A 12,599-nucleotide genomic window follows, 5' to 3' on the forward strand; every position below is an offset into this window, starting at 1 on the left:
TGGGCCGGCGGCGTATCGTTCGGCCCACGGCCGTTCCCCCGGCCCTTCCCTGACTCACTCGGCCTGGAGGCCATTCAAGTGACCCGTACTCCCAAGATCGTGCTGCTGACCCTGGCCGTTTCGGCCGCGCTGGTCGGCTGCGGCAAGAACGAAACCCCGGCAAAGGATGCCACCGCCTCCACGCCGGCCGCGGCCGACGCCGCCACCACCTACAAGCTCGACGAGAGCAAGCTGCCGGCCTACAACGCCTTCCAGGCCAGCGATCTGGACAGCAACCTTGACGCCTGCACCGCCTTCGGCGACTACGTCAACGGCAAGTGGCTGGCCGCCAACGAGATTCCGGGCGACCGCACCAGCTGGGGCGCCTTCACCATCCTCGACGAGCGTTCGGTGGCCGTGCAGCACCAGCTGGCCGAGCAGGTCGCGCAGGTCAAGAACCCGGCCGGCATCGAGAAGATCGTCGGCGACCTGTGGGCCACCGGCATGGACGAAGCCAAGGTCAACGCCCAGGGCATCGAGCCGCTGAAGGCCGACCTGGCCGCGATCGACGGCCTGCAGGACAAGGCCGCCATCGCCAACTACCTGCGCACCAGCGCCGCCAAGGGCGAGAACGTGCTGTTCGGCTTCGGCGCCGAAGCCGACTTCAAGAACTCGGCCGTGAACATGGCCTACGCCAGCCAGGGCGGCCTGGGCCTGCCGGACAAGACCTTCTATACCGATGCGTCCAAGGCCGACAAGCTGAAGGCTTACCAGGCCCACGTGGCCAAGGTGCTGGAGCTGTCCGGCGTGGCCGCTGCCGATGCCGCAAAGCAGGCTGAAGAAGTCGTCAAGTTCGAGACCCGCCTGGCCAAGGCATCCAAGTCCAGCGTCGAGCTGTCGCGCGATGTCTCGCTGTACTACCACCCGGTCAGCCTGGCCGAAGCCGATGCGCTGACCCCGAACTTCAGCTGGACCGAGTTCTTCAAGTCGCAGAACGTGGCCGCGCCGGAGAAGTTCTCGCTGGCCATCCCGGCCTTCCACCAGGAAGTGAGCAAGGCGCTGGGCGATACCGACCCGTCGGTGTGGCGTGCCTACCTGCGCTTCCACACCGTGGACGGCGCCTCGCCGTACCTGGCCGATGCGTTCGTGCAGGAAAACTACGAGTTCTACGGCAAGACCCTCAATGGCCAGAAGGAACAGAAGCCGCGCTGGAAGCGTGTGCTGGGCACCATCGAGAGCGATGCCGGCGAAGCCTTCGGCCAGCTGTACGTGAAGGTCGCCTTCTCGCCGGAAGCCAAGGCGAAGATGGAAGAGCTGGTGAAGAACCTGGCCGCTTCGCTGAAGGAACGCATCCAGGGCCTGTCCTGGATGAGCGAAGAGACCAAGGCCAAGGCCATCGCCAAGTGGGAAACCTTCACTCCGAAGATCGGTTACCCGGACAAGTGGCGTGACTGGTCGGGCCTGCAGACCAACCGTGACAGCTACCTGGGCAACGTGCGCGCGGCCACCGCGTTCAACTACCAGTACAACCTGGCCAAGATCGGCAAGCCGGTGGACAAGACCGAGTGGGGCATGACCCCGCAGACGGTCAACGCCTACTACAACCCGCTGCAGAACGAGATCGTGTTCCCGGCCGCCATCCTGCAGCCGCCGTTCTTCGATGCCAAGGCGGACGACGCGCTGAACTACGGCGGTATCGGTGCGGTCATCGGCCACGAAATGACCCACGGTTACGACGACCAGGGCAGCCGCTTCGGGCCGACCGGCAACTTCGAGAACTGGTGGACTGAAGCCGATTCGAAGAATTTCGCTGGCCTGACCGGCAAGCTGGTCAAGCAGTTCGACCAGTACAAGGTCGACGGCCAGGCCGTGAACGGCCATCTGACCCTGGGCGAGAACATCGCCGACCTGGGTGGCCTGGCCACCGCCTACGACGCATTGCAGAAGGCGTCGGCCGGCAAGGAAGACGCGAAGATCGATGGCTTCACCCGCGATCAGCGCTTCTTCTTCAACTGGGCCACCGTGTGGCGCACCAAGTACACCCCGGAGAACGCCAAGGTCCGCCTGGCAACCGACCCGCACGCGCCGGCGCAGTTCCGTGCCGTCGGTGCGCCGTCGAACCTGCCGACCTTCACCGCGGCCTTCCAGTGCAAGCCGGGTACGCCGATGTCGCGCACCGGCGACTCGCAGGTGGTGATCTGGTAAGCCACGGCTGAGGCCACGGCTTGCCTGCAGAGGCCCGGGATTTCCCGGGCCTTTGTTTTTCCGCGCGGTGGCCGCAGCCACGCATGGCGTGGCTCTACTGGCGCCGGCGCTCGCCCAAGCCGCTGGTAGAGGCCGACCTTGGGCGGCGCATGGCACAAAGGAGCCACCAGCAGGCGTGCATCCCGTGCCCATGCCACCCACCCGGTAGCGCCGGGCCATGCCCGGCGGAACCACCGTGATGCGTGCATCCCCTGCCCATGCGCGGCTTGCTATAGTTCGCCCGCCCTCAATCCATCACGGATTCGTTCTACATGCCCAACTTCCGTCCGCTTGCCATCGCCCTGGGCATCAGCCTGGCGACCCTGGTTCCGACCCACGATGCGTTCGCCGCCAAGAAGAAGGCCCCACGCGCCCCGGCCGTCAGTGCGCAGTGCAGCGATTTCTACGACGCCACCAACGCAGGCTGGCTGAAGGCCAACCCGGTGCCGCAGACCGGCGCCGCCACCGCACTGGGCCAGCTGGTCGACCGCAGCCGGCAGCAACAGCGTGAACTGCTGGACGCCTCGATGAAGGCGCCGCAGGGCAACGTGCAGAAGCTGCTGGGCGACTTCTGGGCCAGCGGCCTGGACGAAGCGGCCGTGGAAGCCGACGGCTCCAACCCGATCGCACCGCTGCTGACCCGCATCAACGCGATCAAGAAGGCCAAGGATGTCCCGGCCTCGATCGCCGCGCTGCACCAGGTCGGCATCCCGGTGGCCTTCAACTTCGGTCCGGACGTGGACCTGAAGGCGCTGGACCGCCACATCGGTTACTTCATGCAGGGCGGCATGGGCCTGCCTGATCCGGCCTTCTATACCCGCACCGACGCCGACACCGTCGCGTTGATGGGCCGATATCGCAACTACGTCAAGCAGATCCTCGCACTGACCGGCACCCCGGCGGCCAAGCTGGACGCCGAGTCGCAGGCGGTGATCGCGCTGGAAACCGAACTGGCGCGCAATGCGCAGTCGCTGGCGGGCATCAACAACCCGTTCAACAACTACGCGCCGATCTCCACCAAGGACCTCAACAGCCGCTACCGCAACCTGCAGCTGGACGCGTTCCTGAAGGCGCAGGGCGTCAACGATGATTTGGTGTCGCTGGCCGATCCGGCGCTGTTCAAGCAGCTCGACGGCATGGTCACCAAGCTCAAGCCGGACCAGTGGAAGGCCTACCTGCGCTGGCGCGTGGGCGACTCGATGGCGCCGTACCTGTCCAAGGCGTACCGCGATGCGGAGTTCGAATTCCGTGGCCGCGTGCTGCGTGGTGAAACCCTGCCGCCGCAGCGCTGGGAAAGCGTGCTGGACGCGATCAACGTGGCCGCTGGCCCGATGGTCGGCCGCGAATACGCAGCCCGTTACCTGTCCGCCGAAGACCGCCGCCAGGCGGCCTGGATCGTCGACAAGGTGCGTGAAGTGCAGATCGAAGCGGTCAAGAACAACAGCTGGATGAGCGCCGAGGCCAAGACCGAAGCGCAGGCCAAGCTGGCCGCGCTGAAGATCGAGATCGGCACCCCGCTGCGTGACCTGGACTACAGCGTGCAGCCGATGGGCCGTGGTTCGTTCGGCGGCAACATGCTGATCGCGTCCACCTGGCGCCACCGCGAGGAAATGAAGCGCATCGGCAAGGGCAACGCCGACCGCCGCTGGGACGTGCTGCCGCAGCAGCCGTCGCTGGCCTATGACCTGGCGCAGAACCGGCTGATCGTCACTGCGGCGATCCTGCAGGGCCCGGTGTTCAACGCCAAGGCCGATGCCGCCGACAAGTTCGGCAGCTTCGGCGGCCTGGTCGGCCACGAGCTGACCCGTGCGATCGATGCCAAGGGTGCGCTGGTCGATGCCAAGGGCGAACTGCGCAGCTGGTGGACCCCGGCCGACAAGACCGCCTGGACCCTGCTCGGCACCCGTGTCGCCAGCCAGTACGGCGCCTACGAGTTCCCTGGCGTGAAGGGGGCCAAGGTCAACGGCACGCTGACCCAGGAAGAGAACCTGGCCGACATCGCCGGCCTGGAGCTGGCCTGGGCCGCGTACACCGCGCAGGAGCCGAAGGCCAAGCCGGCACAGCAGCAGGGCTTCTTCCGCGCCTGGGCCGCGCTGTGGCCGCAGCAGCTGTCGCCGAACGAGGCCGCACGCCGCCTGACCGCCGACATCCGTGCACCGGGTCGCTGGCGTACCAACGGCCCGCTGTCGAACCTGCCGGCGTTCGGCGCCAGCTTCAGCTGCAAGCCGGGCCAGCCGATGCAGCGCACCGACGGCGAGCAGATCAAGGTCTGGCGCTGAGGTTCATGCAACAGCGGTAACGGAAAGGGCGCCTTCGTGGCGCCCTTTTTCGTCGGTGGACGTCACGCGGGCTTCAACGTTCCCCGGTAATGCACGATCCGCCCCACCACCGGCGCGCCGATCTCCACGTCGAAGACGAAGCGCCCATCCTCATCACCCTCGAAACTGTTCTCCCCGGGCAACAGCCACTGCGGCAACGGCAGGCCCAGGATCGACCAGCGTCGCGGCACCAGTTGCAGCCGCCCGTTGTCGACCAGAAGTGCCAACGCTACCGATACCGCACCGAACCGTTCGACCAGCAGCGCTTCGTTGCGCCCCTGCCCCTGCGTCTGCAACGAAGAGAAACGACGGCCGGCAAAGGTCCGTGTCCAGCGCTCACCACCCGCCTCTGCGGTGAACTCCACGCTGACCGGCACTGCCTCGCCCGCTGCCGGAAAACCGAACACGTTCCCCAGCAACCGCGACAACAACCCACCACCGCGTTCGACCGATGCCGTGCCGCTCCAGCGCTTGGCGGCAGACGGTGCGTGCAACGCCTGCACGCTGGCCGGCAGCTGCGCGTACGCGCTGCCCAGCAGGCGCTGGTACAGGCTGGCACCGGGCATGTCGCGACGGAAACCGGTATGGATCGTGCGTCCGTCGAACAGCCGGTCGTAGTCGGACAGTTCCAGCGCATGCGTGGCCGGGCGTGCACCCGGTGACGGCCGATCACCGGCCAGCTGCTTGCGGATCACCGCTTCGATCGCCATCGACGGGATGTACGGGCCGTCATCGGCCTCGGCCAGCAGGTGCCAGCTCTGTTCCACACGCGCACCATCGCGGGTGCCCACCGCGCGCACGATCATGCCGCCGCGATGCTCGCCGAACTTCATCAGGTTCAACACGGCATAGAACAACCGCGAGCATGGCTCCAGCGATGGCAGTTTCAGGTGCAAGCGCGCCTTGGCCAGCAGATTGAGCACGCGATGAAGGATCTCCGGCACCGGGCCAGCCCCCATCCAGATGTCGGTCATCGTCGGATGTTCGGGTGGCAACACCTGCAGATCCGGCACATCCACCAGCGAGAAATGCAGGTTGCGCAGCGGCAGCCGCCCCGGCACCGCGACGGTGAAGCGGCGACTCTCGGCCAGGCCGATGCCGTGCCCATCGCGACCGTTGCGGCGCAGCTTCACCGGCGCACCGGCATAGCCGACCACCGCCCGCATCACGTTCAGGCCGATGCCGGCATACGGCGATGGCGCGATGCCGCCTTCCACGCTGACGATGTCCATGTGCGTGGCCATCTCGCGCAGCACTGCCGCGGTCAATACCGGGAAACTGCTGACGCCTGACAGTGCGTAGATGCCAGCCGCCCTGGCCTGCGCGTCGTACTGCGAAACGCCGAATACGAAGTCTGCCGCGTCGGCGAAGTCCAGATAATCAATGCCGGCGGCGATGCAGGCTTCGATCGCGCCATAGCGGTGTTCGCCATAGTCCTGGAAAGGACCGGAGGCATCCACCACCAGGTCCGGTCGCTCGGCCTGCAGGGCCGTGGCCAGGCGTTGCCGGTCGACCTGCAGTGGACGCAGCGTCGATTGCCCCACATAGCTTGCGCAGAAGGCCTGTGCCGCCGCCAGGTTGCGGCCACCGATCAGCAGTTCCAGCATCGGCAGGTCGGCCAGCAAGCGGACCAGACGCCCCCCGAACACCCCATATCCACCCAGAATCAGGATCTTCACGCATCATCCCTGTCGTGTCGTCCGGCCATGGTAGCGCGGGGCCGACAGCTCCCGCAGTGCAGCACGATCCGGCATTAACACCGCCCATGCTATCGCTGCGCCTTCGTCCACTGCGGAGCCCCGCCATGGCTCACAAGAACACGATCTGCGTCTGGTATGACAACGGCGCGCTCGAGGCCGCCACGTTCTATGCGAAGACCTTTCCCGACAGCGAAGTAACCGCTGTGCATCACGCGCCCGGCGACTTCCCCGACGGCAAGCAGGGGGACGTGCTCACCGTCGAATTCACGGTCTGCGGCATTCCCTGCGTCGGCCTCAATGGTGGCCCGACCTTCAAGCACAGCGAAGCGTTCTCGTTCCAGATTTCCACCGAGGACCAGGCCGAGACCGATCGCCTGTGGAATGCCATCGTCGGCAACGGTGGCCAGGAAAGCCAATGCGGCTGGTGCAAGGACCGATGGGGCGTGTCCTGGCAGATCAGCCCGCGCATGCTGATCGAAGCGGTAACCAGCAAGGACAAGGCCCTGGCCAAGCGCGCCTTCAACGCGATGATGCCGATGAAGAAGATCGACATCGCCACCATCGAAGCGGCGATCCGCAACGCATGACGACGTTGGACACGATCATCGTTGGCGGCGGCCACAACGGGCTGGTGTGCGCGGCGTATCTGGCGCGCGCGGGGCAACGGGTGCTGGTGCTGGAGCGTCGCGGCATCCTTGGCGGTGCGGCTGTCACCGAGGAGTTCCACCCGGGCTTCCGCAACTCGGTGGCCTCGTACACGGTGTCGCTGCTGCAGCCGAAGGTGATCGAGGAGCTGCAGCTGCATGCGCACGGGCTGCGCATCGTCGCGCGGCCGGCCAACAACTTCCTGCCATTGCCTGATGGCCGCTACCTGCTGTCCGCACCTGGCCGCACCCAGGCCGAGGTGGCGAAGTTCTCCGAACGCGATGCGCAGGCGCTGCCCGCCTATGAAGCGCGCCTGGAGGTATTTGCCGATGTGCTGCGCGACTGGGCGCTGCGTCCGCCGCCCGACCTCGGGGTGATGGCCGGCTGGCGTGCGTTGCCGGCGTTGTGGCAGATGGGCCGGTTGGGACGGGAGCTGGCCGCACTCGACCCTGCACTGCGCCAGGAACTGCTGGACCTGTTCACGCTGTCGGCCGCCGAGTACCTGGATCGCTGGTTCGAAAGCGAGCCGATCAAAGCCCTGTTTGGTTTCGATGGCGTTGTTGGCAACTACGCCAGCCCATACACGCCAGGCAGCGCCTACGTACTGCTGCATCACGTGTTCGGCCAGTGCAACGGGGTCAAGGGCGCGTGGGGCCACGCCATCGGTGGCATGGGCGCGATCAGCCAGGCCATCGCCGCGTCCGCGCGTGCGGCCGGCGCCGAGCTGCGCGTCGATGCCGGCGTGCAGCGCCTGCTGGTTGAGGACGGGCGCGTGGTCGGCGTCGCGCTGTCCGGCGGCGAGAGCCTGCGCGCACGTGCCGTGGTAGCCAACGTCAACCCGAAGCTGCTGTACGAACAACTGCTGCAGCCCGCCCAGGTTCCTGTCACCACCCGTCAACGCATGGCGAACTGGCGCTGCGGCTCGGGCACGTTCCGGATGAACGTCGCGCTGTCGCGGCTGCCGGATTTCCGCGCCCTGCCCGGCCCCGGTGATCACCTCAGTGCCGGCATCATCATGGCGCCCAGCCTGGATTACATGGACCGCGCCTGGCTGGACGCACGTCGCGAGGGCTGGTCGCGCGAGCCGATCGTGGAGATGCTGATTCCGAGCACGCTGGATGATTCGCTGGCGCCACCCGGGCAGCATGTGGCCAGCCTGTTCTGCCAGCACGTAGCGCCGGAGCTGCCCGATGGCCGACACTGGGATGATCACCGTGACACCGTCGCCGACCTGATGATCGCCACCGTCGATCACTACGCCCCCGGCTTCGCCGGCAGCGTGCTTGGTCGACAGGCTCTGTCACCCTTGGATCTGGAGCGGACGTTCGGGCTGATCGGTGGCGACATCTTCCACGGTGCGCTCAGCGCCAACCAGCTGTTCTCGGCGCGGCCGATGGTCGGCCAGGCAGGCTATCGCGGCGCCCTGCCCGGCCTGTACCTGTGCGGTGCGGGTACGCATCCGGGCGGCGGGGTCACCGGCGCGCCCGGGCACAACGCGGCGCAGGTGGTGCTGGCCGATGCATGAAATGCGTGCCAATCAAGATTGGCACCTACCGGCGTCAAGGCGTGCCAACCAAGGTTGGCACCCACCTGCGCCTCACTTCACGCTGCGCAGGTGGTTCGGGCGCTTCGGCGGGCCCGGGGGACGACGCTTGTTGAACGGCGGTTGGCCACGCCAGTAGCGGATCAGGAGCCAGCCGAACAGCATGCCGCCCAGGTGCGCGAAATGGGCCACGCCCGGCTGCCAGCCGGTCATGCCCAGCACCAGCTCGCCCACGCCGAACAGGATCACGAACGTACGCGCCTTCATCGGAATCGGCGGGAACAGCAGCATTACCCGCTGGTTGGGGAACAGCATGCCGTAAGCCAGCAGCAGGCCGAACACACCACCGGACGCACCCAGCACCGTGGCCGGATTGTCGAGCATCGTGCCGACCAGCAACTGGCACAGGCCGGCGCCGACCACGCACACCAGGTAGTAGGTCAGGAAGCGCTTCTCACCCCAGGTCTGTTCCAGCGGCGCGCCGAACATGAAGACGGCCAGCATGTTGAAGAACAGATGGAAGAAACTGCCATGCAGGAAGCCGTAGGTCAGCAGCTGCCAGGGCTGGAAATTGCCGCCCGGCGAGAACGCATCGAAGCCCTGCTGCAGCGGCTGCAGCATGAACGGCTCGAAGGTCTGCATGCCGAGCAGGAACGGCTGCTGCAGCAGGAACAGGATCGCGTTGGCGATCAACAGGGCCTTGGTGACGGTTGGCAGTCGCGGGAACATGGGGACACCGGCATGGAACGGCCTCCATCATAGCCGCAGCACCGGCCCTTTTTGACCAGCGCGGACGGTCGCCCGTTCAGTCGCAGGCAGCGATCAGCCCGGCCCCCATACGGCCGCATCCAGCGCCGCCGCCGGGTCGGTCGCGGGCATCCGCACCCGGCCGTTTTCGACGATGACACCCTCGGCGCGCAGCCGCTGCGATTGTTCGCGCCAGCCGGCCGAACCTTCAGCCATGGCGATGCGCCCATCCGAGCGCAGCACCCGGTGCCAGGGCAGCGAGGGATCGTCATTCTGGCCGAGGATGCGTGCGGTCAGCCGGGCGCGTCCGGGCAGGCCGGCGCGCATCGCGACCTGCCCGTAGCCCATCACCTGCCCTGGCGGGATCGCATGGATCACCGCCAGGATGCGGGCACGCGCCTGCTCCGGCGTCAGCGGCGCAGCCGCGTCACCAGCAGCACGCCGATCAGGACCAGCACGGTGCCGGCGATCTGCGCCGGCCCCATCGGTTCGTCGAGCAGCCATAGGCTCATCACGATGGTGGAAACCGGGCCCAGCATACCCACCTGCGCAGCCAGCGACGAGCCGACGCGCTGCACCGCCAGCATGATCGCCAGCACCGGCAGCACGGTGCAGACCGTCGCGTTGATCAGCGACAGCCACTGCACGGCAGCGGGGGCCTGCCACAGCAACGGCAGCGGATGGGTAATGGTGAAATGCAGCAGCACCAGTACGCTGGCCACGCAGCTGGCGTAGGCGGTCAGACGCACCGCGCCGATACGGGCGACCACCTGGCCGCTGCCGAACAGATACAGCGCATAGCTGAGCGCACTGCCCAGCACCAGCAGGCTGCCGAGGATGATCTGCCCACCCTCCCGCTGCAGGTCATGGCCGAACGCGATCAGCACGCCGAGATAGCTGAGCACCAGCGCGCCGACCTGCCACCGACCCGGCCGCTGCCGCGCCAGCAGCACGTTGATCAGCAGCACCAGGGTCGGGTTCAAGTACAGGATCAACCGTTCCAGGGTCACGCTGATGTACTGCAGACCCTGGAAATCCAGCAGGCTGGACAGGTAGTAACCGGTGAAGCCAAGCCACAGCACGCGCGCGCGGTCGGCCCAGGACAGTCGCTCGGCACGGCGCGAGGCCCACACCGCCATCAACGCGAACAGCGGCAGCGCCATCAGCATGCGCAGCGCCAGCAGCGTGGTCGCGTCCACGCCGTGGCGCAGCCCCAGCTTGACGATGATCGCCTTGCCAGAGGCGGCAATGGCGCCGATCGCAGCCAGGCCGATGCCGCCCAGAGCGATGCGCGGGGACGTGGTGGCGATACGGGGGGAAGAAGTGGACATCAGGAAAAAAACGGGCCGCATGGGCGGCTGGAAGCAGCCGGATTGCTTTCAATTGTCTCATGGCACTTCCGGGCGAACGATCCGATGTCCGTTCATGCTCACTGCAACTCCTGATACACGCATGGCGTGGATCTACGTGTCGACCAAGGTCGACACCCACCAACAGCAACACAGAACGCAGTTCGGACAGATCGCAGGAGTCTGTCGAAGGCGGGTGGGTCCGGTTGCGGGGGTGTCCGCGGCATGGGCCCGAGGCACGCCTCGGGCGGGTTGGGCAGGACGCCCAACCCCGGTCTTGCCGTGTACGCAGGACAGCGCACACGAGCAAGCGGCGACCGAGCTTGCGGGGGTGAGGGCGCTTTGCTTGCGAAGCACTGCTTCGCAAGCGCCCGAACGCACAGCCGCCAGCGGCTGGGCCGGGCCCCGGAGGGGGACTTGCAGCGTCCCCCGCAACCGGACCCACCCCGCCATTCCACAAGAACCCAGCTTTTTGCTGTTGCTGTTGCCGTTGCTGTCGAGGTTGCCGGCCAGCGGCCGGCACTACCACGAGTGTCGGCTCAGCGCATCAACACCACTTCTTCAGCAGACGTCGGGTGAATCGCCACCGTGTCGTCGAACTGGGCCTTGGTCGCACCCATCTTCACCGCCACCGCGAAACCCTGCAGGATCTCGTCGGCCGCTTCGCCGAGCAGGTGCACGCCCACCACGCGCTCCTCTGGGCCGGCGCAGACCATCTTGAACAGACTGCGCTGGGTGCCGTTGGCCAGCGCCTGCAGCATCGGCCGGAACCGGCTGTGGTACACGGTCACCTGCTCGAAGCGCGCACGTGCATCTTCCTCGCTCATGCCTACCGCGCCCAGCGGCGGGTGCGAGAACACCACGCTGGCCACGTTGTCGTAATCCATCTTCGCATCCGGGCGACCACCAAACAGACGATCCATCAGGCGTCGCGCTGCAGCCACGGCGACCGGCGTCAGGCCGACCTTGCCTGCGATGTCACCGACCGCATGCACGCTTGGCACCGCCGTGGTCTGCCACGTGTCCACCTCCACCTGCTGGTGTTCGCCGATGCCGATGCCCAGTGCTTCCAGGCCGAGATCCTTGCTGTTGCCGCGCCGGCCGGTAGCGAAGAACACCGCGTCGAACACACTGTCGATCGGGCCGTCATGGCCGAACGCGCGCACGCGTTCGCCGTCGCGCTTCAACTCACGCAGACGGTAATCGAAGTGGATGCGCACGCCCTGCTGGCGCAGGTTCTCTGCCAACTGCGCGGTCAGCTCGTAGTCGAAGCGCTCCAGCAGGCGGCTGCCACGTACCAGCAGGCTCACCTTGCTGCCCAGCGCCTGCAACAGCCCGGCAAGTTCCACGGCGATGTAGCCGCCGCCGATGATGGCGACCTCGGCCGGTGCCGCACGCAGGTCGAAGAAATCGTCGGATACCAGGCCCAGTTCGGCGCCGGGAATGTCCGGCCGCTGCGGATGGGCGCCGGTGGCGATGAGGATCTGCGCAGCGCTGTAACGCACGCCATCACTGCACGCCACCGTGTGCGCATCCAGCAGATGGCCGCGGGCAGGGATGCGCACCACGCCGGTTTCATCCAGGCGCTTGTGATAGCTGGTGTGGATGTTGCTGATGTAGGCCTGGCGGTGGATCACCAGTTCCTTCCACGACAGCGCCGGACGCGGCGCCACGTCGAAGCCCATCGCGCTGGCCAGGCCGATGCGCTCGGCCAGATCGGCGGCCAGCCACATCGCCTTCTTCGGCACGCACCCGACATTCACGCAGGTCCCCCCCAGTTCACCCGGCTCCAGCAGGGCAACCCGCTTGCCATGCTGCGCAGCGCGGATGGCACCGGCCAGGCCAGCGGAACCGCCGCCAAGGACGATCAGATCGTAATCATAAGAGGGAGTATTCATCGCAATCGCTCGAGTCGACAGGGAAGATGGCGGGCGAGCGCCCGCAACGAAGATCGGCAGGCAGCGGGTTGGCGCCGTCACCCATGCTGCTGCGAGCATGCCACGGCCCGCTGCAGGCCAGACGTGAGGGCATGCAGCGGCACGCTTGCTGATGCATGCAGCCACGCAGGTCGAAA

General features: G+C 66.9%; 9 protein-coding genes. 4 read left to right on the forward strand and 5 right to left on the reverse strand.

Going from position 1 to position 12,599, the window contains the following annotated elements; translation table 11 throughout:
* Nucleotides 1–78: 78 nt before the first annotated feature.
* Together CR918_RS13005 and CR918_RS13010 are read left to right on the forward strand one after the other, a co-directional pair.
* The gene (locus CR918_RS13005; RefSeq protein WP_025876101.1) at nt 79–2,184 is read left to right on the forward strand and encodes a M13 family metallopeptidase; all 2,106 of its coding nucleotides are present in this window, start codon (nt 79–81) and stop codon (nt 2,182–2,184) included.
* A 311-nt stretch (nt 2,185–2,495) separates the two neighbouring features.
* The gene (locus CR918_RS13010; RefSeq protein ID WP_099843209.1) at nt 2,496–4,502 is read left to right on the forward strand and encodes a M13 family metallopeptidase; all 2,007 of its coding nucleotides are present in this window, start codon (nt 2,496–2,498) and stop codon (nt 4,500–4,502) included.
* A gap of 62 nt (nt 4,503–4,564) precedes the next feature.
* Here CR918_RS13010 and CR918_RS13015 read toward each other — a convergent pair whose 3' ends face one another.
* Nucleotides 4,565–6,220 (reverse strand): saccharopine dehydrogenase family protein, encoded by a 1,656-nt coding sequence (locus tag CR918_RS13015; RefSeq protein WP_099843211.1) that lies wholly within the window; start codon nt 6,218–6,220, stop codon nt 4,565–4,567.
* Between the two features lie 125 nt (nt 6,221–6,345).
* On the opposite strand from CR918_RS13015, the gene CR918_RS13020 reads away from it, so the two are divergent.
* A complete protein-coding gene (locus tag CR918_RS13020) occupies nt 6,346–6,828 on the forward strand; it encodes a VOC family protein (protein ID WP_025876095.1) in 483 nt (160 codons plus the stop codon).
* Nucleotides 6,825–8,411, forward strand: a complete 1,587-nt coding sequence (locus tag CR918_RS13025) for a phytoene desaturase family protein (RefSeq protein WP_099843213.1) — start codon at nt 6,825–6,827, stop codon at nt 8,409–8,411. Before CR918_RS13020 ends, CR918_RS13025 begins: the two co-directional genes overlap by 4 nt.
* Before the next feature lie 72 nt (nt 8,412–8,483).
* On the opposite strand, the gene CR918_RS13030 is transcribed toward CR918_RS13025, so the two are convergent.
* From CR918_RS13030 to gorA, 4 genes are all read right to left on the reverse strand, one after another.
* Nucleotides 8,484–9,158: a rhomboid family intramembrane serine protease gene (locus CR918_RS13030; protein ID WP_025876091.1), complete on the reverse strand. Its 675-nt coding sequence runs from the start codon at nt 9,156–9,158 to the stop codon at nt 8,484–8,486.
* 93 nt (nt 9,159–9,251) lie between these two features.
* Nucleotides 9,252–9,680, reverse strand: a complete 429-nt coding sequence (locus tag CR918_RS13035) for an MGMT family protein (protein WP_394122484.1) — start codon at nt 9,678–9,680, stop codon at nt 9,252–9,254.
* Nucleotides 9,587–10,507 carry a DMT family transporter gene (locus tag CR918_RS13040; RefSeq protein ID WP_059064791.1) on the reverse strand — a complete coding sequence of 307 codons (921 nt, stop codon included), beginning with the start codon at nt 10,505–10,507 and terminating at the stop codon, nt 9,587–9,589. Before CR918_RS13040 ends, CR918_RS13035 begins: the two co-directional genes overlap by 94 nt.
* Nucleotides 10,508–11,064: 557 nt before the next feature.
* Nucleotides 11,065–12,423 (reverse strand): glutathione-disulfide reductase, encoded by a 1,359-nt coding sequence (gene gorA / locus CR918_RS13045; RefSeq protein WP_099843215.1) that lies wholly within the window; start codon nt 12,421–12,423, stop codon nt 11,065–11,067.
* Nucleotides 12,424–12,599: the final 176 nt, after the last annotated feature.

The organism is Stenotrophomonas indicatrix, assembly GCF_002750975.1.
In the GTDB taxonomy this organism is placed as follows: Bacteria; Pseudomonadota; Gammaproteobacteria; order Xanthomonadales; family Xanthomonadaceae; genus Stenotrophomonas; species Stenotrophomonas indicatrix.